The organism is Lysobacter soli, from assembly GCF_003382285.1.
Lineage (GTDB): Bacteria > Pseudomonadota > Gammaproteobacteria > Xanthomonadales > Xanthomonadaceae > Lysobacter_J > Lysobacter_J soli.
In genome coordinates this window covers 26087-51566 of the sequence record NZ_QTJR01000008.1, presented here as the reverse complement: position 1 = coordinate 51566, position 25480 = coordinate 26087, and the positions used below count along the sequence as shown (strand labels likewise).

Annotated in this window: 19 protein-coding genes and 1 pseudogene; 9 read left to right on the top strand and 11 right to left on the bottom strand. The window is 67.5% G+C overall.

The annotated features are described in order from the left end of the window. Positions 1-371 precede the first annotated feature (371 nt). The 6 genes from DX912_RS12630 to DX912_RS12605 all read right to left on the bottom strand — a co-directional run bounded on the left by DX912_RS12630 (position 372) and on the right by DX912_RS12605 (position 6556). On the bottom strand, positions 372-1187 hold the full coding sequence (locus DX912_RS12630; protein ID WP_181902826.1) for an OmpA family protein: 816 nt from the start codon (positions 1185-1187) through the stop codon (positions 372-374). 129 nt (positions 1188-1316) lie between these two features. Beyond that, positions 1317-3512, bottom strand: coding sequence for a two-partner secretion domain-containing protein (locus tag DX912_RS12625; RefSeq protein WP_115842891.1), 2196 nt, complete (start codon positions 3510-3512; stop codon positions 1317-1319). A 289-nt stretch (positions 3513-3801) separates the two neighbouring features. Then, positions 3802-4332, bottom strand: coding sequence for a hypothetical protein (locus DX912_RS12620; protein ID WP_147298644.1), 531 nt, complete (start codon positions 4330-4332; stop codon positions 3802-3804). A gap of 79 nt (positions 4333-4411) precedes the next feature. After that, positions 4412-5389, bottom strand: coding sequence for a hypothetical protein (locus DX912_RS12615; RefSeq protein WP_220340807.1), 978 nt, complete (start codon positions 5387-5389; stop codon positions 4412-4414). A 30-nt stretch (positions 5390-5419) separates the two neighbouring features. Then, complete coding sequence (locus tag DX912_RS12610) at positions 5420-5698, bottom strand: DUF4242 domain-containing protein (RefSeq protein WP_115842889.1); 279 nt, start codon at positions 5696-5698, stop codon at positions 5420-5422. Positions 5699-5770: 72 nt separating this feature from the next. Then, positions 5771-6556, bottom strand: coding sequence for a methyltransferase domain-containing protein (locus DX912_RS12605; protein ID WP_115842888.1), 786 nt, complete (start codon positions 6554-6556; stop codon positions 5771-5773). Between the two features lie 173 nt (positions 6557-6729). Here DX912_RS12605 and DX912_RS12600 point away from each other — a divergent pair, with 173 nt between their 5' ends. From DX912_RS12600 to DX912_RS12590, 3 genes are all read left to right on the top strand, one after another. Further along, on the top strand, positions 6730-7443 hold the full coding sequence (locus DX912_RS12600; RefSeq protein WP_115842887.1) for a response regulator: 714 nt from the start codon (positions 6730-6732) through the stop codon (positions 7441-7443). A 335-nt stretch (positions 7444-7778) separates the two neighbouring features. Continuing rightward, positions 7779-10253 carry a PAS domain-containing hybrid sensor histidine kinase/response regulator gene (locus DX912_RS12595; RefSeq protein WP_115842886.1) on the top strand — a complete coding sequence of 825 codons (2475 nt, stop codon included), beginning with the start codon at positions 7779-7781 and terminating at the stop codon, positions 10251-10253. A 69-nt stretch (positions 10254-10322) separates the two neighbouring features. After that, positions 10323-10724: a response regulator gene (locus DX912_RS12590; RefSeq protein ID WP_115842885.1), complete on the top strand. Its 402-nt coding sequence runs from the start codon at positions 10323-10325 to the stop codon at positions 10722-10724. A 150-nt stretch (positions 10725-10874) separates the two neighbouring features. Here DX912_RS12590 and DX912_RS12585 read toward each other — a convergent pair whose 3' ends face one another. Further along, positions 10875-13520 carry a M1 family metallopeptidase gene (locus DX912_RS12585; RefSeq protein ID WP_115842884.1) on the bottom strand — a complete coding sequence of 882 codons (2646 nt, stop codon included), beginning with the start codon at positions 13518-13520 and terminating at the stop codon, positions 10875-10877. 432 nt (positions 13521-13952) lie between these two features. Here DX912_RS12585 and DX912_RS12580 point away from each other — a divergent pair, with 432 nt between their 5' ends. Continuing rightward, positions 13953-14408, top strand: coding sequence for an EF-hand domain-containing protein (locus DX912_RS12580; protein ID WP_115842883.1), 456 nt, complete (start codon positions 13953-13955; stop codon positions 14406-14408). Positions 14409-14996: 588 nt separating this feature from the next. Here the strand turns inward: DX912_RS12580 and DX912_RS12575 are convergent. Then, a complete protein-coding gene (locus DX912_RS12575) occupies positions 14997-16733 on the bottom strand; it encodes a sensor domain-containing diguanylate cyclase (RefSeq protein ID WP_181902825.1) in 1737 nt (578 codons plus the stop codon). A gap of 172 nt (positions 16734-16905) precedes the next feature. On the opposite strand from DX912_RS12575, the gene DX912_RS12570 reads away from it, so the two are divergent. Beyond that, complete coding sequence (locus DX912_RS12570) at positions 16906-17565, top strand: 2'-5' RNA ligase family protein (protein WP_181902824.1); 660 nt, start codon at positions 16906-16908, stop codon at positions 17563-17565. 477 nt (positions 17566-18042) lie between these two features. Here DX912_RS12570 and DX912_RS12565 read toward each other — a convergent pair whose 3' ends face one another. After that, positions 18043-19008, bottom strand: coding sequence for an MBL fold metallo-hydrolase (locus DX912_RS12565; RefSeq protein ID WP_115842881.1), 966 nt, complete (start codon positions 19006-19008; stop codon positions 18043-18045). 231 nt (positions 19009-19239) lie between these two features. Between DX912_RS12565 and DX912_RS12560 the strand changes: the two genes are divergently transcribed. The 4 genes and pseudogenes from DX912_RS12560 (at position 19240) to aqpZ (ending at position 24204) form a co-directional block, all read left to right on the top strand. Continuing rightward, on the top strand, positions 19240-21663 hold the full coding sequence (locus DX912_RS12560; protein WP_115842880.1) for a DEAD/DEAH box helicase: 2424 nt from the start codon (positions 19240-19242) through the stop codon (positions 21661-21663). Between the two features lie 182 nt (positions 21664-21845). Continuing rightward, positions 21846-22532 (top strand): annotated as a pseudogene (locus DX912_RS12555) (ribonuclease H-like domain-containing protein); the annotation flags it as partial. A gap of 305 nt (positions 22533-22837) precedes the next feature. Continuing rightward, the gene (locus DX912_RS12550) at positions 22838-23275 is read left to right on the top strand and encodes a hypothetical protein (RefSeq protein WP_115842878.1); all 438 of its coding nucleotides are present in this window, start codon (positions 22838-22840) and stop codon (positions 23273-23275) included. Positions 23276-23466: 191 nt separating this feature from the next. Further along, a complete protein-coding gene (aqpZ, locus tag DX912_RS12545; RefSeq protein ID WP_115842877.1) occupies positions 23467-24204 on the top strand; it encodes an aquaporin Z in 738 nt (245 codons plus the stop codon). A gap of 71 nt (positions 24205-24275) precedes the next feature. Here the strand turns inward: aqpZ and DX912_RS12540 are convergent, their stop codons facing one another. Together DX912_RS12540 and DX912_RS12535 are read right to left on the bottom strand one after the other, a co-directional pair. Further along, a complete protein-coding gene (locus DX912_RS12540) occupies positions 24276-24596 on the bottom strand; it encodes a DUF3861 domain-containing protein (RefSeq protein ID WP_115842876.1) in 321 nt (106 codons plus the stop codon). Next, positions 24596-25447 (bottom strand): pirin family protein, encoded by an 852-nt coding sequence (locus DX912_RS12535; protein WP_115842875.1) that lies wholly within the window; start codon positions 25445-25447, stop codon positions 24596-24598. Before DX912_RS12535 ends, DX912_RS12540 begins: the two co-directional genes overlap by 1 nt. Positions 25448-25480: the final 33 nt, after the last annotated feature.

Genomic DNA, 25480 nt, shown 5'->3' with positions numbered 1-25480 from the left:
CCACCGTCATTCCAGCGAAAGCTGGAATCCATCTTGCTGTTGCCTCGACGCGCGACTGCCTAAAGCGCAGAGCGTTCGCGCACCACCAGCGCCAGCGCACCGCACGCCCCCGACCCTCACCTCAACCCCTCTCCCGCCGGGAGAGGGGCTCAACCGCCAGCTATCCACAGTCACCCCGGCAGGTGCCCCCGACCGTCATCCAGGCGAAAGCAGGACCCAGGCCCGTCACGTCTGGGCACTCCTTCATCGGTGACAATCCCATCGCAGGTAAAGCAAAAAAGAAAACGCCCCGCAAGGCGGGGCATCTTCCACTCACGACGAGAATTCGCGACGCCAACGCGGCAACCTCCGCGTCGCGTCGCAGGTCCCACTCAGCGCGCCACCACCTCGATGCGAACGCGACGGTTCGGCTTGAGGCACGCCACCACCGACGGGCTCTTCGCCCCCGGGCAGTTCACGACCGGCTCGGCTGCGCCACGGCCCGAGGTGAGGATCGCCTCGCCCGGTACGCCGCGCGACACGAGGTACTGCTTCACCGCTTCCGCACGCTTCAGCGACAGCTGCTGGTTGTAGGTCTCGCTACCGAGGCGGTCGGTGAAGCCGATCACCCGCAACGCTTCCACGCGCTCGGCCTTGTCGAGCACTTCCATGACCTTGCTGTCGATGGCCTGCGTCGCGCCCGGGGCGAGCGCTCCGCTGTCGAAGTCGAACAGGAAATCCGCCGACACTTCGGTCGCCGCGACCACACGCGCCGGAGCATCGGGCTGCGCCGGCTGCACCGCCTGCACCGGACCGACGACGCCCGCGCAACCGGCCGGATTCCAGAACGTCTGGCGGGCCTGCATGTGGTCGTCGAACAGCACCTTGTACTGGCACGTCATGTACTGGCCGGGCTGGTCGGCGAGCGGGAACTTGAATACGTAGTCCCACTCGTGCACGCCCGCGATGCCCTCGCGGTACATCGGATGGCCGATCAGGCGGTACACCTCGAGCTTGGGCGTGCCCACGTCGATCTTGCGAAGCGCTTCGACCTGCGGGAACACCGTGGACTCGACGATGGGACGGGCCTTCTCGACCGCCGGCCACACCGGCTGCTGCGTCTGGCCGTCGTCGATCCTGCTCAGGTGCGTGGAGCCGCAGGCGGACAATGTCGCCGCCGCGGCCAGCGCCAGGGCGAACCCTGGCATTCGTTTGAAATTGAACATCGTTGAAACCTCTGCCTCGCGGCCGGAGCCGCGGGATGGAATGGATGACGGACGAGCGGTCGGGACGCTGCGGGCACGAAGTCCCGCAACGTCCTTTCCCCTCCGCTCTCGTCAGAAGACGTAGCCGACGCCGACGCGGAACACAGGCTCGTCGCCCTTCGCCGCGGACACGCCCGCGTTGAAGTTCACGCGGCCGTTGTCGCTCCAGCGCGACACACCCACGCCCAGCGCGGCTTCGCCACGGTAGGACGCGACACCGGCGTTGACCGCGGTCTTGCCCGGCAGGTACGGCGTCACGTTGACCAGGGCCGAAGCCGCCGCGATACCGCGATTGGCCTGGCGGTTGACCTGGTTGATTTCGTCGCCGAGGTCCTGCCACACGTCGTTGATGCGCTGGTCGGTGTAGCTGTTGGCCTGGTTGAGCACTTCCGTGTTGTTGCTCTGCAGGCGCTGGTTCAGCTGGCTGATGTTGACCGCATCGTGGTCGGCCACGCCGTCCGCGACGTTGTGGATCGCCACCGGCGTCGAAGCGCCCTCACCACCCATCGTGATGCTGGTCTTCTCGGCGTTGTCGTAGGTCACCGCGTCGGTGTCCTGCGTGCCGCGCGCCACGCTGATGATCTGGCGCGTCTCGGTCGCAACGCCTGCACCGCCGCTGCCCACGGAAACCGCACCCTTGGTGCTGCCGCCAATGCCGGAAGCGCGATCGGCAACCGCGTCGGAGCCGAGCGCCACCGAACTGTCGGCCTTGGCGTTGGCACGGCCACCCAGTGCGGTGCCCATGTTGACGTCCGACTTGGCTGCATAGCCCACCGCAGTCTGATTATTCGCGCCGTTCACGGCAGCGGTCGACGCCTTCGTACCGATGGCGATGGATGCGCCACCACCACCGGACGCGCCCGCGCCGATGGCCATGTTGTCGTTGTACGTGGTTTGCGCGCCTTCACCGATCGCGACGGTGTTGGTGCCAGCCGACTTGGCTCCGCCGCCGATGGCGACGGAGCCTGCATCGGTCGCCTGCGAGTCCGCCGCCGTCGAGTTGGCGTGGAAGTACTTGGTGCCTTCGTTCTGGAGCTTGAAGAGCTGGTCGCGCCGCCAACGTCCCTGCCCCGCAACGCCCGATCCGTCGGCGCGCACGCTGGCGACGTTGCTGTCGCGGCGGCTTTCGAGCAGGCCGTCGAAGCGGTCATCGCGCAGTTGCTTGTGGTCGATCGACGCACTGACGTCCAGGCTGTCGCCGGCCAGCGTGACGGTGTTGGCGGTGTAGCTGCCGTTGGTGGTGAGCGTGCTGCCCACGGCGTTGATCGCGATGTCCGATGCCTGCAGCTGCGCGGTCGGCTCGACGACGATCGTGCGGCCCTTGCTGGTCGCCGTGCCCGGACGGGCTTCGATGTTGATGCGGTCGTCCGCCGTCAGCTTGCCGCCAAAGGAGATCTGGCCGTCGGCGTCGGAACGCAGTTCGATCGAACCGCCGGCACCGGTGGTGGCGCGACGTGCTTCGATCGTGCCGGTGTTGCGCACGGCGTTGCGCAGCGCGTCGCCGGTGGCGGCGGCGGTCAGGCGCACGTTGCCGCCCTTCGCCACGATCATGCCGCCGTTGTCGACCAGCGCGTTCAGTTCCGGTGCGCCGAGGGCGACCGAGAAGCCGGAGTTGTCTAGCGACAGCGTTGCCGTCTGCGCCGAGCCCAGCGTCACGTCACCCGTGGCGTTGATCTGGCCCTTGTTCAGCACCTGGCCGCCGAGCAGCGCGACCTGGCGGGCGTTGATGCGGCCCTGGTTGACGATCGAACCCTTCGTGCTGCCGGCCGACAGGTCGAGCAGCTTCTGGTTGCCCGCGGCGCGGCCGCCGGCCATGAACTGCTGCGCGCCGATGTCCAGCGTCGAAGCAACGACGCTGTCGGCGTTGACGACGGCGTTCTGGCCGAACATCACGCCGGCCGGGTTGACGACGTACACGCGGCCGTTGGCGTTCAGCGTGCCCTGGATGTCGGTGGCCTTCACCGGACCGACGACGCGGTTCAGCACGGCCGAAGACGCGTTCGGCTGCGCGAAGTTGACGGTCTGGCCCTGCGCGATGTCGAAGTTGTTCCAGTTGACGACCATCTTGTCGGTCGACTGGGTGACGGTGGTGGTGGCGCCCTGCGTGGCGATGCGGCCAGTGCCGTTGACCACGACACCGCCGTCGGCGGCCCACGCGCTGCCGACGCAGCCCATCGCGACGGCGAGGACGGTCGGCTTGAGGACGCGCAGGGCGTTTTGCGATGCCGACAGCGTGCCGGCTTCGTAGCGTGCTTCGAATTGAGTCATGGGTACTTCTCTTGGGGGGATTTACTGAAAGCCGCGATGACGTGCCGATCCTTCGGTCATCCGCCGCCCGGCCCACGTTGCCGAGGCGTTGCGCCTCCGGCTTGGCTGCATCGCGACGCGACCGATGGCCGGCCCTGCGCGAGTGCGGGCCGCGACTTTAGGTTGGAAAGCCCCCTGGCCTGAAGGCGACGTTTTCCCGCGTGGCTCAGACAAATCCCATGTCCTGGACGTCCACAAACGAGAAGCCCCGCGCGTGCGGGGCTTTTCGATATCGCATCGATCGATGCATTCATCGTCGCCTGTCCAGCGACATCGGCAGCGACATGCGCGTCCCGCCCGTCATCCCGCCGGTCGATGTCGAACCGCCGTTGCATTGCTGCATCGGCCACACGCGCCCCAGGCGCTGGCGAACGACGCAACCCAGCGCGATCCAGCGATCGGTGCGCTCTTCGGCGCTGGAGGCCATCACGCGCTCGGGCGCGATGCCGCGACGCTGCGAACCACGCGGGATGGCCAGCGAGGCACGGCGCGCGGTCGCCGTGCGCATCGCGATCGCCCGCTTGCCCACATCGGCCACGTCGCGATCGTCGCGGGCCGCATGCACGCGCACCGGGGGGAGGTCGTGGATGCGCGGGGCCTGCATCGCGATCGCATCCGGCTCGCGCTCGACCGTCGCGTACACGCGCACGGTGGGCAGGTCGAAGGTGCGGATCGCGGTTGCGGTCGTGGTGGTGTTGTCGCTCGCAGCGGCGGTACGGGTGGCGATGGAATGGGTTGCCGCGACCATCGCCAGCGCGGCCATCAGGGTCATCGTTTTCATCGTTGCAGTCCTGTCGGGCGGCGGCCGCTCGCGGTCGCCGTGTGGGGCGTGAAGCAATCGGGGGATGTGTCTTGTCGAATCAGTCTTCGGGCACGATCGACGCGAGCGCCGCCTCGAAGCGCGTCCGCTGTGCCGGCGTGCACAGCTTCGCCAGCGCGTGTCCGAAGCGCGGATGCCGCGCGCCCGAGGCGATGTACTGCCAGCGATACGCACGCCGCAGCACGTCCAGCACGAGCAGCTGCTGGCGCATGCCGAACGGTCGTCCGCAGGCGGCGACGAAGTACGCCGCGTCCGCATCGGCCTGCGCGCGCAGGATGTCGTCCACCGCGCCCAGCAGCGCGATCAGGTCGTCCATCGCGGCATCGCGTTCGTCGTGATCCAGGCGTGCGTCTTCCGCGCGCCATTCGATCTCGTCCATGACCGAGTGCTGGCACTCCTCGCGGAAGTGGAACAGGAACACGTCCTTCCACAGCGGGCACAGTTCCTGCGTCGGTGCGATGCTCTCTTCGTAATGACGCTGCACGAACAGTTCGATCAGGTACACCAGCGCCAGCACCGCCCAGTTGCGGCGTGCCAGCACGAACTGCGCCACCGCGTTGGGTTCGGCCGTCTTCACGTGGCCGTCGGGCATTCGCGCGTCCAGCAGCGCTTCGAGGCGACGGAACAGCTCCTGGTGCTTGATCTCCTCGTCGGAAAACCGCACCAGCGCTTCCAGCGCCTTCTGGTCGCCGAGCCAGTGCAGGCCCGAGGTCTGCAGCATCTTCGCGCCGATGAAGCGCTCGCACAGGCCGAACATCCACGCGTAGGTGCGTCCCTGCACCTGGCTGAAGAAACGGCGCTCATCGCTGTCGAGGAAGTCCAGCTTGTTCACCAGCGACAATCCCGCCGGCAGGAAGGTGCGGTCGAAATCGAAATCACGGCCGCGGATCACGTCGCGGTCGATGTCCCAGCGCACGCGCCGCGACACTTCGATGCAGCGGGCATAGCGCGCCCTGTCGGCGTCCGCCACTTCGGCATTCCATTGCGGGGCGGTGGTGCGGGCAGTTGCAGCGTTCATTCGTGACTCCAGGTGCTTCTCGCGCCGGCGTTACGCAGGCGCCATGGTGGGATCCAGCACGGCCTTCACTTCGGCGACCGAGTTCGCCGGAAAGCCGGACCGCTTGGCGTGTTCGTGGATCAGCGCTTCGTCGCGCGCCATGTACACGCAGTAGGTCTTGTCGGCGGTGACGTAGGAATGCAGCCACTGGATGTCGGTGCCGAGTTCATCCAGCACGTTGTTGGACTGCAGCGCGACGCCGCACAGCGCTTCCATCGGCTGGGCGCCGATGCCCTGGATGTTCCGTTCGATCACGTATTTCTTGAACATGACGAGCCTCCGTTGTGCGCCTGTGGCGCGAATGGCCGGCGGGGGAACCGGCCGAATCGAAAGGGTGTCGCGTCAGCGCTTGTGCGCGAGCACGTTGACGCCGTACGCGTGCAGGTGCGTGTGGAACTTGCGGTCGATGTCGGTGCCGGCGAAGCATTCGAAGCGTTCGGTCACCTGCGCGTCGCTCAGTCCGCAGTCGCGTAGCAGCTCCATCAGCAAGCTTTCCGTCACCGCGCCGCCGATGCACGACGCCCACAGGTCCGCATTGCTGCGCACGCCGGCGGCGAGTTCGCGATCGAGCACCACGTCGGCCAGGAACAGCCGGCCGCCGGGCTTCAGGACGCGTGCGATCTCGCACAGCACGCGCGGTTTGTCGGGCGCCAGGTTCAGCACGCCGTTGGAGATCGCGACGTCGACGCTGGCGTCGTCCATCGGCAGATCCTCGAACGTGCCCTCGAAGACGCGGATGCGATCCAGCAATCCCGACTGCGCCGCCGCACGCAGCGCGCTGGCGCGCATGCCGGGCGTGAGGTCGACGCCGATCGCGCGGCCGTCGGGGCCGGCGGCCTTCGCGGCGAGCAGCAGGTCCATTCCGGCGCCGCACGCGTGGTCCAGCACCACCGCCCCGGCAGGAATCGTGCCGATGCGCAGCGGGTTGCCCACGCCCGAGAAGCGCTCGGTGCAGGCCACCGGCAGCGCGGCGAGCTCGGCGGCGTCGTAACGCAGCTGGCGGACGGCGTAATCGGCACCGGTGTGGAAGTGGAATCCGCTGGCCGGGGCGCGTGCGACACGTTCGTACGTCGCACGAACCTGCCGATTCAGGTACATCGTGTCCAGTTCGAGCGGGCAACGGGTCATTTCGGCCTCTCTTCGCCGGCGCGTTTCCGGCATGGGGCCAATCTACGGACGGCCGGTAACGGTCCGATGTCCCGTGTCGATGGATTTGTAACCGTTGGTAACAGGGGCGGATACTGCGCCCGCAATGCGGCAGGATGCCCGCCCGAATCCCCTTGGCGACGGCAGGTAACGCGATGGCCCACACGCCCTGTGTCCTGGTGGTCGACGACGACCAGCCCACGCGCGAGATGCTGCTGGAAGCACTCGCGACCCACGGTTTCCGCGCGTTGCAGGCGGGCGACGGCGCCGGCATGCGACGCGAACTCGAACGCGAGGCGCCGGACCTCGTGCTGCTCGACATCCGCCTGCCCGGCGAGGACGGCCTGACGCTGGCGCGCTTTCTTCGCGAACGCTACGACGTGGGCATCATCATGGTCACCGGCTCGGGCGACGTGATCGATCGGATCGTGGGGCTGGAGATCGGCGCCGATGATTACGTCGCCAAACCCTTCGACCCGCGCGAACTGCTGGCCCGCGTGAAGAGCGTGCTTCGCCGCATCCAGGCGCGTCCCGATGCCACCGCTGCATCGGCGCCTCAAAACGCGCGGCGCGTGCCGTTCGGGCGCTGCACGCTCGATCTCGACTCGCACCAGCTGTACGACAGCGACGGCAGCGAGGTGATGGTCACGCACATGGAATTCGACCTGCTGCGCGTGCTGCACGAGCACGCGGGCAAGGCGCTGTCGCGCGATGCGATCCTCACGCTGACGAAGAACCGCGAGTGGGAGCCGTTCGATCGCTCCATCGACATCCGAATCGCGCGTCTGCGGCGGAAGGTGGAAGTAGATCCGGACAACCCGCGGGCGATACGGACGGTGCGTGGCGTCGGCTATATGTTCGTGCCGTAGCTCCCTACCCCACTCCTATCCCGCTGGGTTGAGCCCCTCTCCCATCGGCGACCGAAGGGAGTGCAGAGCTGAGAGGGGTTGGGGTGAGGGGCAACGAAGCCGTATCGCTCGAACGACGATGCGGCGCAAGGCTAGATTCTTGCTTTCAACACAAAGCAGACCACGACAACCTGCCCCGTAATCACTCCGCCGACCCTCACCCCAACCCCTCTCCCGGAGGGAGAGGGGCTTAGAGCAGGGCGCGGCGAACACCTTTTTGTTTCAACCCTGTAACACCGCCTCCGCAGCCCGAACCCCGCTCCTATACTCGCACCACGCACACCACGGGCCTGGCCATGAACGACGGCGCCCCCACGCCGGTGCAGCTCGACGAACGCGAACGCGCGCTTCGCGAAAGCGAGCTGCGGTTGCAGCAGGTGCTCGACAACACTTCCGCGGCCGTGTTCGCGAAGGATCGCGCGGGCCGCTACCTGTTCGTCAATCACGAGTTCGAACGCCTGACCGGCCGCAATGCCGACGCGCTGCTCGGCCACAACGACCGCGACATCTTTCCGCCCGAAATGGCCGCGGCGCTGCGCCGCAACGACATGCTCGTGCTGCTCGAAGCGCGCGCGATGGAGTTCGAGGAAAGCGGCGTGTTCGCCGGCGAACACCGCACGTTCCTGTCGGCGAAGTTCCCGTTGCTCGACATCGACCAGGTGCCGTACGCGGTGTGCGGCATCGCCACCGACATCACGCGGCGCAAGCAGGTGGAAACCGCGCTCACCAGTTCGGCGCTCGCGGTGTCGGGCGCGTACGGCCGCGACCTGTTCGTGGAACTGTCGCGTTACCTCTCGGCGATCCTCGACGTCGACGTCGCGTTCATCGCGCAGATCCGCGAGGACGAACCGACGATGATGCGCATCCTCGCCTTCGTCGCCGACGACAAGCCGCGCGAGAACTACGATTACCCCATCGCGAACACCGCCTGCGACACCGTGGTGGGACACGGCTTCCGCATGTATCCGGCCGGGCTCGGCTCGCTATTCCCGCTGGACGACGACTTCATCGAGATGGGCGCGGAGAGCTATGCCGGCTATCCGCTCAGCGATGCGCAGGGACGTCCGCTAGGCATCATCTCCATCGTCTCGCGACGCCCGCTGGAGCAGCCGGAGTTCATCGAATCGGTGATGAAGATCTTCGCCGTGCGCGCGGCGGCGGAGATCGAACGCCAGCGCGCCGAGGACGTCGCGCAGCGCAATGCCGAGCACCTGCGCGCGACGGTGAATGCGGCGCTGGACTGCATCATCGCGATGGACGAGCGCGGCATGATCGTGAAGTTCAATCCCGCGGCGGAAGCCTGTTTCGGCATCCGCGAGAAGGACGCGCTCGGCCGCTCGCTCGCCGACACCATCATTCCCGAACGCTTCCGCGAGCGTCATCAGTTCGGCCTGAAGCTGTACCTAGAAGGCGGCCCCGGCCCGGTCCTGAAGAAGCGCCTCGAGGTCACGGCGATGCGGGCCAATGGCGCGGAATTTCCCGCCGAGCTCGCCGTGGGCGTGGACGACAGTCCCTCCGGAAAGGTGTTCATCGGCTATCTGCGGGACATCACCGAGCGCACCGAGGCCGAGCAGCGCCGCCGGCGACTGGAAGCGCAGTTGCTGCAGGCGAAGAAGATGGAAGCGCTGGGCCACCTGACCGGCGGCATCGCGCACGATTTCAACAACCTGCTCGCCAGCATCATGGGCTACGTTGCGCTGGCGCACGAGCGCAGCGACAACGGCGAGGACGCGCGACTGTCCGGCTATCTCGACCAGGCTCTGCAATCCTGCGAGCGCGCGCGCGACCTCATCCAGCAGATGCTGATGTTCAGCCGCGGGCAGAAGGGACAGGCGCAGGCGATCGACGTCGCGACCTGCATCGAGCAGAACCTAGCGGTGCTCAGCCCGACCTTGGCCCAAGGCATCGAGGTCGAACAGGACGTTCAATCGGGCGCATGCGCCGTGCAGTTCGACCCGGTGCAGCTCGGGCAGGTGTTGCTGAACCTCTGCGTGAACGCGTGCGATGCGATGCAGGGCGAAGGTCGGCTCCGACTCGCGCTTCGCGACGCGCGCGTGGAGGCGATGCAGTGCGCCGCGTGCCGGCAGCCGGTGGACGGCGAGTTCGTCGAACTGAGTGTCGGCGATACCGGGCCGGGCATCGAGGCCGCTGTGCTGGAGCGCATGTTCGATCCGTTCTTCTCGACGAAACCACCGGGAAAAGGTGCCGGCATGGGCCTGGCGACGGTGCACGGCATCGTCCATGAACACGGCGGGCACCTGCTCGTCGATACGGAACCCGGACGCGGCACGTCGTTCCGTGTGCTGTTGCCCGCGTGTGCGGATGCGGCGCGGACGACGCCGTCACGACGCCGTTCCGATCGCCTCGGCGTCGCGCGTCGCGAAGGGCGCGTGCTGGTTGTGGACGACGAGCACAGCGTCGGCGAGTTCATGTGCGAACTGCTGTCGAACTGGGGCCTGGAAGCGCATTTCGTCTCGACGCCGGAACTGGCGTTGGCGCGCGTTCGCGAGTCGCCAGCGCAGTACCGCCTGGTGATCACCGATCACGCGATGCCGACCATGACCGGCATCCAGCTCGCACAGGCGCTGGAGCCGATCGCGCCGCATCTCCCGGTGCTGCTGTACACGGGGCTGGCCGATCGCATCCGCGAGCCGTCGCTGCCGGCGAACATGCTGCGGACCGTGCTGCGCAAGCCGATCGACCATGGCCAGCTGTCGCGGATCGTCGACGATGTTCTGGTTGAACGGGGCGCGCGCGACGCGATCGCGTGAGTTCGCGCTGAACCGTGTGCCGGCGGAGGTTGCGGCGACACGGAATCATGACACTCCCGTTACGAACCGATGCCGCACCATGCGCGCTGGCATGCGATGACGGGCGTGTTCATGAAACCCAACGTGCTGATGGTCGAAGACGAAGCGTACCTGGCGATGGCGCTGGAAGACCTGCTCACCGACGCGGGCTACCACGTCCTCGGCGCCGCGCGGCTGTCCGATGCACTCGATATCGCCGACCACGAACACGTGGACGTCGCGCTGCTCGACATCAACCTGCAGGGCGAAGCGGTGTATCCGCTCGCGAACCGCCTTCGCGAATCCGGCGTGCCGTTTGCGTTCGCTTCGGCGTACTCGAAGGACACGATCCCGCGGGACTTCCGCGATTGCGAACTGGTGCGCAAGCCGTACACGTCCGAGCGGATCATCGAAGCGGTGGAGTCGATGGTGGAGCGGGCCCGGCCGCATTGAGCGTCTTTGAGGGTCGAGTGCAGTCCCGACGTCTCTCTTGCGCCGTCATCCCGGCGTAGGCCGGGCACTGAACCGCGGCGGCCCTTCATCACAATCGCTTCGTTGCCCCTCACCCCAACCCCTCTCCCGATGGGAGAGGGGCAGAAGCGGTCAGCCCTTATGCTTCGCCAACCACGCATCGATCGCCGGCAGGCGTTCCTTCCGAACGCCGACGCGATAGGTGATGTTCGCCATCGCGTTCTCCGTCGCGCGGCGCGAGCCCGTCGCGACGTACTTATCGGCGTACGCCTTCAACTTGCCGACCATCGCCGGATCCAGCGAGTTGTTCGCAAGGCGCGGGTAGTAGCGCGAGCGCGACGTCGAATCGACCTTCGCGTCCACCTGCTCGCGATGCGCCACGGCGAAATCGAACGCGAGGTCCGGATGCAGGCCGGCGACAGTGCGGATCATGCCGGCGCTGTTGGTCGCACCGGGCTCGTCGGTGAGCGCGAGTTCCAGCGCGCGTTGCGCAAGCGCGGCGTCCTGCGCGGACGACAGCAGCATGTACAGATCGTCCTTCACCAGCGGCGTCTTCTCCGACTTCGCGGCGGCGTGCAGGCGATCCCACGTGGCGGCATCGGCGTGCCGCGCCACGACGCCGAGCACGCTGCGGCGAAGTTCGCCCGGCAATGCACCGGAATCCTGCGCCGCGTAGCGACGACGCGACTCCCCGATCACGTCGCGATCGCCCAGTGCGCCGAGCGCTTCGATCAGGTCCGTGCGCAGCACCTTCACCGGATCGGCTTCGCCCGGCTTCGCGTCCCAGCCCACGCGGGCGAACACCGGCGACAGCTGCGCGATGGCGAACGCGCGGAACTTCGCCTGGCGTTGTGCGTCACCGCGGTAGTACGCGTCCAGGCTTTGCAGCGAACCCGCGATGTCGCCCCAGATCTGCGGGTCCGCATCGCGCGGCGTCGCCTTCACGAGATCGAGGTAATCCGACGAGGATTGCAGCCCCGCCATGCCGAGCGCCCAGACGTCGTTCATCACGCCGAGCTGGTCGATCGCATCGAGCTTGGCGAAGTTCGAACGAAGGCCCGCGAACTGCGCGGGCGCGTACAGCGTGCGGTAATAGCCGCTCTGGCCCGCGTTGACGACGACGGGACCGCAGCCAGGCACGTCGAGCGTGCCCTGTCCGCCTTCGACCACCGTGCGGGCCGGTTCACCGCCGGCCTGCGCGATCACCGGCACGCGCCAGCGCAGCGGCGTCTTGCCGGGGCGGTCGCGCGTGAACTCGTCCTGCGTGAGCGTCAGCGTCGTCTTGCCATCGGTGCACTTGCCCGCGGCGACGCGCAACATCGGGATGCCCGGCTGCAGCGTGAAATCGTGCGCGATGTCGAGGACCGGCTTGCCGGCGGCGGACTGGATCTCGCGCCACAGGTCGTCCGACACCGTGTTTCCGTACGCGTGCGCCTTCATGTAGCTGCGCACGCCCGTGCGCCACGCATCGCCGCCGACATAGCCTTCGAGCATGCGGATCACCGCGCTGCCCTTCTGGTAGGTGATCGAATCGAACGCCTGGCTCGCCTGCTCGACCGTTTCCACGTGCTGCACGACCGGATGCGTGGATTCGACCGAGTCCAGCGTCATCGCCGACTCGCGCGAGCCGATCGCTTCCAGTTGCGTGTTCCATTCCGGATGCAGCTTCTGCGTGGTGCGCGACGCCATCCACGTCGCGAAGCCTTCGTTGAGCCACAGGTCGTCCCACCAGCTCATCGTCACCAGATCGCCGAACCACTGGTGCGCGATCTCGTGCGCGGCGACGGCGAATACGCGCTGCTTGTCCGACTGCGTGGAAATGCTCGGATCCAGCAGCAGCGTGTGCTCGAAGGTGAAGATCGCGCCCCAGTTTTCCATCGCGCTGAAGAACTGGCTCGCGCCCGGCGATGCCACGTTGTCCAGCTTGGGCAACGGATACGGCGTGCCGAAGTAGTCGTTGTATTCGCGCAGGACGTCGGCCGAGGAATCCAGCGCGAAGCGCGCCTGGTCGATCGCGCCGCGCTGCGTGACGACGCCGATTTCCACGCCGTCGGCCTGCGTGGTCGCGCGTTCGAAATCGCCGACCGACAGGAACAGCAGGTACGTCGACATCTTCGGCGAGGGCGCGAAGTCCACGCGCGTGGTGCCGTTGCCGAGATCCTTCGCGGAGGACGCCGGCATGTTGCTCACCGCCATCAGGCCAGTCGGCACCGTGGCTTGCAGCGTGAAGGTCGCCTTGTGCGCGGGCTCGTCCCACGACGGGATCATGCGGCGCGCGTCGGAGTTCTCGAACTGCGTGAACAGCGCGCGCTTGTTGCCTGCTGCCGTGTCGTAGTCGATGGCGAACAGGCCGTTGGCCTGCGTGCCGATCTTGCCGGTGTAATCCAAGGCCAGGCGGTACTGGCCCGGCGCGAGCGGCTTGTCGAAGGTGAAGGTCGCTGTCTGCGCCTCGTTGTCGACGGCGATCTTCGGCGTGAGCGCCTTGCCCTTCGCCGGCGTCAGCGTGGCCGAAGCGAAGGCCATGTCGAGCGCGTTCAGCGTGATGCTCGGCGTGGGCTCGAGCACCTGCAGCGTGATCGTCGCCTTGCCCGCGAGGGTCAGCTTCGCGATGTCGGGCGTGATCGCCACGTCGTAATGCGTTGGCACTACGTTGCGCGGCAGCTGCGTCGTCGTGACGGGGCGGCTGGTCGGAGCGGCGGGAGCGGCGGGGGCCGCCGTCGAAACGGCGCTGAGGCCGGCAAGGGCCAGCGCGACGGCGGTTACCAGGGTTCGGCGCATCGTTCGACAACCTCGTGATCGGGATGGAGGCACAGTGCCAGAGGCGCAGTGTGCCCGTCCTGCCGGCAGCGTGGCGCCGCCCGGATGCGGCGCCGATCACGAAAGGTGGAAGAAGGAGGCCGCGCCGGCGGGCCGGAGACGCAGGAACTGCGTCGCCGCGACAAGGTGCCCGGGGGCGGCCTCCATGGAAGGAAGACCGCAAGAGCCGTGCCACCGGGACGGCCCGACGCCGGCCGCATTCCGCCGCCGATGTGTCCGGCGCCAAGCGCACGGTTTTCCGGACGCGGTAAAGAGTTGCGTGGCGTAAACCGGGCACCGCCCGCATTCACCTAGCCCAACGCTGGCAGCGGATTTTCGCGCCGATTTGACGCGTGTCGAACGAATGCGCGCGCACCCTGCCGCGTACCTGACGAACTCGCCTGGGAGGGCACGATGAAAACAGGTACTCGATCCGACATGCGCATGGGCCTGTGGCTGGGCGTACTGCTGCTCGCACCCGCCGCGGTGATGGCCGGCGACGACAAGGCCAAGCTGATGGACACCGACGGCGACGGCATGGTCAGCTCCGCCGAGCACGCCGCAGGCGCGAAGACGATGTTCACGCAGATGGACGCCAACAGCGACGGCAAGGTCACCGCCGCCGAGATGGACGCCCATCACGCCGCGAAGATGGGCGGGAAAAGTGGCGACAAGATGAAGATGTCGTCGGCCGACAAGATCAAGAAGCTCGACACCGACGGTGACGGTGCGATTTCGGCCGCCGAACACGACGCCGGCTCGGCGCAGATGTTCACGAAGATGGACACCAACGGCGACGGCAACCTGACCGCAGCCGAGATGAAGGCCGGACACGACAAGGAAATGCGATCGGCGAAGAGTTCTCCGTAAGTGCGTAAAGCAGAATGGATCCAGCATTCGCTGGAATGATGGTGTAAAGCCCCTCTCCCATCGGGAGAGGGGTTGGGGTGAGGGGTAACGAAGTGTCACGGGCGAATTGCGATTGCGGAACAGCGCTGCGCGGTTGCTTCCGATGGCTGCGAAACACGCAAGCAGATGAATTCCAGCTGTCGCTGGATGACGGTGACTTTGTTGACGACCATGGAGTGCCCGCAGCCTACGGGCATGGATCCCGGTTTTCGCCGGGATGACGCCTTGGAAGCCCCTCTCCCACCGGGAGAGGGGTTGGGGTGAGGGGTAACGAAGCACCACCGGCGAACTGCGATTCCGGTGCAGCGCTGCGCAGTTGCTTCCGACAGCTGCCAACCACTCAAACAGAATGGATTCCAGCGTTCGCTGGAATGACGGTGAGGTCGTTGACCGCTATGGGAGTGCCCGAAATCTGCGAGCCTGGGTCCCGGCTTTCGCCGGGATGACGGTGAATAGACCAGAGACAGCTGAATACAAGGCGATGGTAATCAACGCGTCACCACGCAACGCACACGACGCATCACGACGAATGCGTCATGAAGCCCCGCATCACACCATTCGATCCAGCTCCAGCACCGCAGCCCCTTCGACCACGCGTCCCGCCGCTACCGCCACGCGATCGCGTCCCTCGTGCTTGGCGCGATACAGCGCGCGATCGCCCGCGCGCATGAGTTCCAGGCCGACATCGCCGTGTTCCGGCATCAACGCGACGCCGATCGACACCGTGATGCGCAGCATCGCGCCGTCGGATTCGCCGATGCGCAGCATGGCCGCGCCGGCGCGGATGTCCTCGGCGCGTTCGAGCGCGGTCGCCAAGTCGCTTTCCGGCAGGATCAGCGTGAATTCCTCGCCGCCGTAGCGGCAGGCGATGTCTTCCGGACGGCAGCGCGTCTTCAGCATGCGCGCGAAGGCCGACAGCGCCGCGTCGCCCATTGCGTGACCGTGGCGGTCGTTGAAGGCCTTGAAGTGGTCGATGTCGAGCATCAGCACCGCGAGCGGCTGTTCGCGTCGTTGGCAGCGGGCGATCTCGCGCGCCAGCGATTCCTCCAGGTAACGACGATTGAACAGTCCGGTGAGCGGATCGCGTACCGCCTGGTGGCGCAGGCTTTCGCGCAGGCGCACGTTGGCGAGCGCGAGCGACAGCTGCTCGCACAGGCGGATCGCCAGCGATTCGTCGGGAATGCGGCCGCGAGCGCCCTCGCCCTGCAGCGACAGCCAGCCCACCACTTCGCCATGCGCGCTCAGCGGCACGCAGAGGCCGTGCACGTCTTCGGCGCCATGCGGCCGGCCGATGTGCGAGCACCGCAGGCCGTGGCGCAGGTCTTCCATCGCGAACGGCGCGTGCTTGCGCACCGACCAGCATGCCTGCAGCGCCGGCGCCGGATCGTTCGGCGCCACCGGGCTGCCCCATTGCGCGACGAGTTCGGCGTGGTCGCGCGAAGCACGGATGACGTACAGCAGGCCGCCCATTCCCGGCAGCAGCTGGCGGAACGTCGAGGCGGTGATTTCGTAGAGTTCCTGCGCGTCAGACGCCCCTTGCAACATCCCCGAATACTGGCTCAGCGCGGCCATGCTGTCGGACAGCCGCGCGAGTTGCTGCACGGTCGCGTTGAGTTCGGCGTTGGATTCCGACGCCGCGGCCTCGGCCTGCTGACGCACGCGGTTCTCGCGCGCGAGCAGCCGCTGCGCATGGCCGATCAGCAGCAGGCTCAGCGGAATGCCGATGCCCGCGGCCAGCAGCGTCAGCCAGGCCGAGCGCTCCGCGCGCCTGGATCGCGTGGACAGCAGTGCATTCTCGGCGGCCCGCAGCTTGTCGAGCCGGGTGGCGATGTCGCGATCGCCGTTGCGGATCGCTGCCAGCAGCGGCGCATCGACCGGCGCGTCGACGCCGCGACGCCAGGACTGCATCGCCTGTTCGCTCAGGCGCAGGCGCGCGTCGAGGGAACGCCGCAGCTCCAGTGCGCGTCCGAGCTGCTCGGGGTTGTCGCTGACCTGTTCGGCGAGCAGGTCCGCCTCGCGCTGCAATGCGCCGCCGATGCGCCAGAAGCTGTCGCGGTTCTCGGCACGCCCGGCGAGCAGGTAGCCGCGCGATTCGGCCACGGCCTGGTGCTTGAGCGACTCGATCCGGTCCAGGTGCTGGAGCACGGTGTAGGTGTGCGTGACCGAGCGATAGTCGGACGCGAACTGGATCGCGTTGGCGACCACGTACAGGCCAAGCGCCATCAGGATCACCGTGGCGGCGAGGAACACGCGCAGCGGCGAGAGTCGGCGGCGGGTTGCGGTCATGGAATCGCGTCGTCCGGCGCGGTTTCGTCGCGCGTGTGGCTTCCATGCCGTGGATGAAGGCGGCGCGCTCCGGCCCGCAGGCCGCATCGCATCGCGGTTTGTCGGGCATTCTATCGGCCGGGCCTGTTCATTCTTGAGACGCAGGCCGCACCTTCCCTCCGGGAGCGCCCCGATGAGCCACCCCATCGCCATCGACGTCCTGCTCGAACCCGACCCCGTCACGCAGGCCCGCGCACGCGAACTCAACGCGGCGTTGCGCGCGGATCATCCGGCCGGTTTCGCATTCGACGCCACGCACCTTCCGCACGTCACGCTGGTGCAGCGTTACGTCTACGAACACGATCTGGATGCGCTGCTGGCGGGGATTGCGAGCGTCGCCGAAACGCAGAACCCGCTCGCGCTGTCGCTGGACGTCACCGGCGTGCAGGTGCGCGTCGATGGCGACACGGGCAGCGCGTCGTGGCGCATCGCCCCGTCACCGGCGTTGCAGGCGCTGGCCGACGATTGCCTCGCCACGGCTCAGGCGCTGGCCATCGCGGGCGGGACGGCGGAGGCGTTCGTACGAAACGACGATGGTTCACCGATCCGCGACTCGACGCTCCGCTATGTCGAGCGCTTCGTCCCGGACCACAGCGGTGCGAACTACGCGCCACACCTGACGCTCGGCCATGCGCGTGCGGCGTTCCTGCGGGAGCTGGAAGTGGCGCCTTTCACGGCGTTCGCGTTCGCGCCGGTGGCGGTGGGCGTGTATCAGCTGGGGAATCATGGAACGGCGCGGCGGGGGATCTGGCGATGGCCGGGGCGGACGCCAGATCCGGGCGCGCGCCCCTGAGCATCGTCATCCCGGCGAAAGCCGGGAACCAGGCTCGTAGCACCTGGGCAACTCCGACGCCGCCGACCAACCTCACCGTCATTCCAGCGAACGCTGGAATCCATTTTTGGGCTTCGCAATTTCGACGAGCGAAGCAACCACGCAGCACTGTGCGGCACTCGTCGGTCACCGCAACCACTCCGTTGCCCCTCACCCCAACCCCTCTCCCGTTGGGAGAGGGGCTTCCAATCTCGTCATTCCAGCGAAGCTGGAATCCATTTGGGCTTCGCGTTTCGACGAGCGAAGCAAGAGCGCAGCACTGTGCGGCACTCATCGGTCACCGCGACCACTCCGTTGCCCCTCACCCCAACCCCTCTCAGCCCTGCACTCCCTTCGGTCGCCGATGGGAGAGGGGCTTGCACCTTCGTCACTCCAGCGAAAGCTGGAATCCATTCCGCTTTGCGCTTTCGAGCTGAAGCTGAGGGTTAAAGCAGCGACTCACCCCTCCGGCACCCACACGTACGCATCGCCCTGCGCCTTCACGTGGCCGAGGCCCGGGAACGGGAAGTGCACCGCGTACACGCGCAGGTTGCCGTCGGCGGCGCGCTTGAGCAGCGCGCGGCGTGCGGCCTGGGCGGTCGGCGCGTCGGTGTCGTAGCCGATGGTCCAGTCCGGGCGCTGCACCGACACGATGGAGTGATGCGCGGCGTCGCCGATGTAGAGCAGGCGCTCCCCGCCCGACGCGATCTCGTACGCGCTGTGGCCCGGAGTGTGGCCCGGCAGCGCGACGGCGGTGACGCCCGGCAGCACGGTCGCGCCGGGTTCGAAGGTCGCGACCTTCGGGCCGATCGCCGCGACGAGCTTGGCCGCGTCGGGGTTCTTCTGGATCGCCGCCCACTCCGGCGCCGACAGGTGCACGGCGGCGTTGGGGAACGCGAGCGTGCCGTCCTTCGCCAGCAGGCCGCCGACGTGGTCGGGATGGCCGTGCGAGATGAAGATGTCCGTGACCTGCGCCGGCTCGACGCCCGCCGCCTTCAGCGACGCCTGCAGCTTGCCGGCCTTCGCCCAGCTCACGTCGCCGGCGCCGGTGTCGAACAGCAGCGTGCGGTCGCCGTCGCGCACCAGCAGCGGCTGGATGCTCAGGTGCAGCACGTCGGTCGGCTGGCCGTTTGCGGTGAGCAGCGCGGCAACGTCCTCGGTCTTCTGGCCGACGCCGAAGGTCTTGCCGTCGTTGGGCGTGTCGATGGTGCCGTCGAGCAGCGCGACCGCATCGAGCGCCCCGACCTTGAAGCGGAAGATGTCGGCGCTTTCCTGCGGCGCGGGTGCAGGCGCCGGCGCAGCCGGCGTTGCGGCCGGAGTCGCCGGCGCGGCGGCCTGCTCTTCGGATGCGGGCTTCGCGCAGCCGCCGAGCATCGCGCCGGCGAGTAGCAGGGAAACCGTGAGGGAAAGGGACGTGCGGGTCATGGGGGTGCTCCGAGGGTGGAAGGACCGGCGACCACGCCGGGACGCGCGAGAGCTTAGCGCGGCAGGTTTTCCGGTGCCGCAATGCCCGAACGTTGCGGGCCTGGGTCCCGGCCTTCGCAGGGATGACGGCTTCGGATGCGCACGCGCGAACTCCAACACCGAATCACGCAGTCTCACTCCCTGAGACCCGCGCGCCCTACAACGCCCTGCCCTTCCGCGAATCGAATCCGCATGAGCCAGCCGGCGCGCAGTCCGTCCGACCTCTCCGTCTTTCCCGAGGTCGCACGACCGCGGCCCGCCGCCGACGGGCGCGCGCTCGCGCAGCGGCTGGAGAACAAGTACCTCTCGCGCATTACCGGCGTGCACACGGTGCCCGGCCGGCCCGAGCGGAGCGTGCCTATGCCGGACGACGTTCCCGCCGGCGTGGTGCAGGCGCTGGGCGCGCGCGGGATCGACCGCCTCTATTCGCACCAGGCCGAGGCGTGGCACGCGGTGCGGCGCGGCGAGGACGTGGTGATCGCCACCGCCACCGCGTCGGGCAAGAGCCTGTGCTACCTGCTGCCCGTGCTGGCCGCCGCATCGACGCAGCGTTCGAAGGCGTTGTTCCTGTTCCCGACCAAAGCCCTCGCGCAGGACCAGGTCGCCGAACTGCTCGAACTCAACGCCGCCGGCAATCTCGGCGTGCGCACCTTCACCTTCGACGGCGACACGCCGGGCGATGCGCGGCAGGCGATCCGCCTGCACGGCGACATCGTGGTGAGCAATCCGGACATGCTCCACCAGGGCATCCTGCCGCACCACACCAAATGGGCGCAGTTCTTCGAGAACCTGCGCTATGTGGTGATCGATGAAGTACACAGCTACCGCGGCGTGTTCGGTTCGCACGTGGCGAACGTGATCCGCCGCCTGCAGCGCATCTGCGCGTTCTATGGTTCGAAGCCGCAGTTCATCCTGTGCTCGGCGACGATCGGCAATCCGAAGGCGCACGCCGAAGCGCTGACCGAGCGCGACGTCACCGCCGTCACCGAATCCGGCGCGCCCAGCGGCGACAAGCATGTGCTGCTGTGGAACCCGCCGGTGGTCAATCCCGACCTCGGCCTGCGCGCCTCTGCGCGGTCGCAGAGCAACCTCATCGCGCGCCTGACCATCAAGGCCGGGTTGAAGACGCTTGTGTTCGCGCAGTCGCGATTGATGGTGGAAGTGCTGACCAAGTACCTCAAGGACGTCTTCGACAACGATCCGCGCAAGCCCGCGCGCATCCGCAGCTACCGCGGCGGCTATCTGCCGACCGAACGCCGCGAGACCGAACGCGCCATGCGCGCCGGCACCATCGACGGCATCGTCTCGACTTCCGCGCTGGAGCTGGGCGTGGACATCGGCGCGCTCGATGCAGTGGTGCTCAACGGCTATCCCGGATCGATCGCCGCGACGTGGCAGCGCTTCGGCCGCGCGGGCCGGCGAAAGCAGGCGTCGGTCGGCGTGCTGGTCGCCAGTTCCGATCCGCTGGACCAGTACGTCATCCGGCATCCGGAGTTCTTCGCCAGTGCCTCGCCCGAACACGCGCGCATCCACGCCGACCAGCCGGTGATCCTGCTGGACCACATCCGCTGCGCGGCGTTCGAGCTGCCGTTCCAGGCGCGCGAGCTGTTCGGACCGGTCGATCCGCAGGTGTATTTGCAACTGCTTTCCGAAGATGGCGTGGTCCACAACGAGAACGATCGCTGGGAGTGGATCGCCGACAGCTACCCCGCCAACGCGGTGAGCCTGCGTTCGGTCGCCGACGGCAATTTCGTCGTGGTCGATCGCACCGAAGGCCGGCAGACGATCATCGCCGAAGTCGATTTCTCCTCCGCGCCGCTCACGCTGTACGAAGGCGCGATCTACATGGTGCAGGCCACGCCCTACCAGGTCGAAAAGCTCGACTGGGACGGCCGCAAGGCGTTCGTCACGCGCACGCACGTGGACTACTACACCGACGCGATCGACTACACCAAGCTGAAGGTGCTCGAACGTTTCGACGGTTCGCCCGCCGGTCGCGGCACCTGCCACCACGGCGAGGTGCACGTGGTGCGGCGCGTCGCCGGCTACAAGAAGATCCGCTACTACACGCACGAGAACATCGGCTACGGCCCGGTCACGCTGCCCGACCAGGAGCTGCATACGACGAGCGTGTGGTGGCAGCTTCCGCCGGCCGTGCTGGAGTCGGAATTCGCATCGAGGCAGGAAGCGCTCGACGGTTTCCTCGGCGCCGGATATGCGCTGCATGTCGTCGCCAAGCTCGCGGTGATGGCCGAAGGCGTCGATCTGCAGAAGGCCGTCGGCGACGGCAACGGCGCGTGGTTCGCCAGCGCCGACGGGCGCGGCCGTGGGCAGCTGCGCGGGGCGGGCGACGATGCGGCCACGCTGGAAGACGGCGAGCGTTTCGTGCCCACCGTGTACCTCTACGACAACTACCCCGGCGGCGTGGGCCTGAGCGAACCGCTGCATTTTCGCCAGCGCGAACTCGTGCAGCGCGCGGTCGAACTGGTCGAACGTTGCGACTGCAAGGCCGGTTGCCCGGCGTGCGTGGGGCCGGTGCTCGCGATGGACGAAGACGCGAGCATCGCGCCGCGCGCGCTCGCGCTGCGCGTGCTGAAGGCGCTGGCACCGGCATGAGTCTGACCCTCGCGCGTCTTCAACAACTCAAGCGGCAGGCGGGCGCAGCGGCTCCCACGAAGCAGGTCGAGCCGGCGCGAACGCCGAGCATCGACGACCTGCGCCGCCATCTGCGACGTCGCGCGCCGGAACCGGTGGCGCGCATCGCATCGAACGACCGCCACGTACCGGGCGTGGAGATCGCACCGGGCCTGCGTCTGGTCGAAGCGCGACTGCCGTTCGCGCCGCCGCAGACGTGGATAGACGGACGGTTCGATCGGCGTGATGCGCTCGATGCACAGAACCTGATGTTCTTCGACACCGAAACCACGGGCCTGGCCGGCGGCAGCGGCACGCGCGCCTTCATGATCGGCGCCGCCGACTGGTTCGAGGGCGCGCTGCGCGTGCGGCAGCTGCTGATCACGGCGATGTCCGGCGAAGCAGCGATGCTCGACGTCTTCCGGCAGTGGCTGCGTCCGGACACGACGCTGGTCAGCTACAACGGCAAGTGCTACGACGCGCCGCTGCTCGCCACGCGTTTCCGGCTGAACCGCATGGGCACGCCACTGGCCGAGCTGTCGCATGTCGACCTGCTGTATCCGACGCGGCGCCGCTATCGCGGCCGCTGGGAAAACTGCCGGCTCGCGACGATCGAACGTCGCGCGTTGAACGTCGTCCGCGAGGACGATCTGCCCGGCTCCGAAGCGCCCGCCGCATGGCTGTCGTACCTGCGTGGCGGCTCGGCGCTCAACCTGCGGCGCGTGCTCGCGCATAACGATCGCGACGTGGCGACGCTGGCCGAACTGCTGCTGCATTTGTCGGAACTGACCGCCGCGGATATGGATGCCGCACAGGAGACACCGCTGCCGGCGGTGGAAGCCTGGGCCTGATCGTCCGGGGCCTTCGGCCGCGCAAATGGTTTCGCGGGAAACCACCTGGACCGCCCGGAAGCCCGTGAAATCGGCCGTTTCCGGCCGTTCCGGCCCCGGAAACGGGGCCTCGGGCGACTCATAAGCCCGAGCATCCGCCTATTAAGTCTGGTTATTTGTCAAGTGCCGTTTTCTGGACTATGTTCGATCCAGACCGGCCGATCCGTCACGTTTCGGCGGTCACACAGCAGTCCGCCACGGGCTGTTTCGTTGCATGGGGTGTAACGATCAACAGGGGGTTTGTCGTGAAGACGACGGCATGGCGTATGTCGGCCCTGCTCGTGCTCGCCGGTAGCTTCGGCGGTGCATACGCGCAGGAATCGCAGAATGGAGTCAGCTGCCCGCAGCTTCCGGCGAATTCGGGGCTGACGTGGGAATACAAGGCCACTGGCGGTTCGGACTTCTGCCGCGCGTTGCGTGCGGACGGCTCCGAAGCGTTCGGCCTGTACATCTCGCGCAAGGCGAACTTCGAGCCCAAGCGCGGCAACCGCGCCGAAGAAGCGGTGATCGATGGGCAGAGCGTGTACTGGTACAAGGGCGAACTGGCGACCAAGCCGGACATGCAGGTCCGCGAGACGCTCGTGCAGCTGCCCGACGGTCGCGTCGCGCACATCTGGTTGCAGGCATCGGTGCCGGACCTGGCCCCGACCTTGAACCAGGCGCAGTCGATGCGCTTTCCCGCCACGCGCCTGACCAGCAACTGACGTCTCCGGGCGAGCCGGACGGCTCATCCGCCCGCGATGCCGGGCGGAGCGCCGTCAATCGGCTTGCGCGTGCAATCAGCTTCTTTCGCAGTTACCGTCGCTCCTGCCGCTCCTAAGATCCGAGCCCGTTTTGCCTGCGAAAACGCAGCGCAGCACGGTTTCCCTCAATCCCTGGGCAGGAGAAGTGCAACATGATCAGGAAGCTTGCGGCCGAATTCATCGGCACGTTCTGGTTGGTCCTTGGTGGCTGCGGCAGTGCGGTACTGGCAGCCAATTTCGGCGGTGACGGCAATCCCCTCGGCATCGGCCTGCTCGGCGTCTCGCTGGCGTTCGGCCTCACGGTGCTCACCGGCGCGTATGCGCTGGGCCACATTTCCGGTGGTCATTTCAATCCGGCGGTGAGTTTCGGCCTGTGGGCCGGCGGCCGCTTCCCGGCGCGCGAACTGGTGCCCTACATCATCGCCCAGGTGCTGGGCGGCATCTTCGCCGGCTTCATCCTGTTCCACATCGCCCGCGGCACGCCGGGCTTCGCGATCGATCCGAACGCGGCCGGCGCCTTCGCCAGCAACGGCTACGGTTCGCATTCGCCGGGCGGCTACAGCATCAACGCGGCGTTCCTGACGGAAATCGTGATGACCGCGATGTTCCTGGTGGTGATCCTCGGCGCCACGCACGTGCGCGCGCCGGTGGGCTTCGCGCCGATCGCGATCGGCTTGGCGCTCACGCTGATCCACCTGATCAGCATCCCGGTGACCAATACCTCGGTGAACCCGGCGCGCTCGACGGGCGTGGCGCTGTTCGCAGGTCCTGTCGCGATGTCGCAGCTGTGGCTGTTCTGGGTCGCGCCGATCGCAGGCGGCCTGCTCGGCGGCGTGATCTACCGCTGGCTCGGCCAGTACGGCCCGGACGTCACCGGCACGCAGCGCTGATCGCACGCGCCCTCGTCGAAACGAAAAGGCCACGCGCGAGCGTGGCCTTTTTTGTGCGCCGATATCGCGACTCACGCGTCGGGATTCGAACGCGCGGCGCCTTGCGCCTTCAACTGCTTGATGAAATCGCCGATCGGCGCCTTCAGCTGCTGCAGCAGCGGATCGTCGCGATTGCGCAGCACCGCTTCGCTCAGCAATTTCAGGCCGATGGCGAACGCCGCCGCTTCGTCATCGTTGCCGAAGCGGCCGCTGGCGCGTTGCAGTTCGACGATTCGGAACAGGTCGTCGTGGTTGCCATCCTCGAAGCTCAGCGTGCCGCGCAGCGGCTGGTCCTCGCGCGGGGTGGCGAGGTGTTCGACGGTGATGCGGTAACGGTGTTCGCGAACGGCCATCAGAAGCGTCCCTCCTGGAAATCGACGAAGGCCTGCATGATCTGCTCCTTCGTGTTCATCACGAACGGGCCGTAACGCGCGACAGGTTCGCGCAGCGGCCGGCCCGCGACGAGGATCACGCGAAGCCCGCCCTCGCCCGCCGTCAGGCGCACGGTGCGGCCGCCGACGAGCACCGCGATTTCCTGCGAAGCGATCGCGCGCGATTGCGCGCCTTCGCCGATGGCACCGCCGCCTTCGAACGCATACGCGAAGGCGTTGTGGCCTTCGGGCAGGTCGTAGTCCCAGGTCGTGTTCGGCGCGAGTTCGATGTCCAGGTACACCGGATCGGTCGCCGGCTGGCGGATGGGCCCGGCCACGTCGCCGACGCGTCCGGCGATCACCTTCACGCGCACGCCGTCAGCGGGCTGCAACTGCGGGATGCGGTCGGGCGCGAATTCCTGGTACTGCGGCTGGCTCATCTTCTCCGCCGCGGGCAGGTTCACCCACAGCTGGAAACCGCGCATGCGGCCCTCCTGCTGCTCGGGCATTTCCGAATGCACCAGGCCACGGCCGGCGGTCATCCACTGCACGCTGCCGGGGACGAGCACGCCTTCGTTGCCGTGGTTGTCCTTGTGGCGCATGCGGCCGTCGAGCATGTACGTGACGGTCTCGAAGCCGCGATGCGGATGCTCCGGGAAGCCGGCGAGGTAATCCTCGGGCTGGTCGGTGCCGAACTCGTCCAGCATCAGGAAGGGATCGAGCATCTCCAGCTGCGGCGTGCCGATCACGCGCGTCAGGCGCACGCCGGCGCCATCGGAGGCGGGCATGCCGCGCAGGGTGCGGCCGATGTGGGCGAAGTCGGTGCTGTTCATGGGGAATCTCCAATGTCGCTTCCGACAATGTCG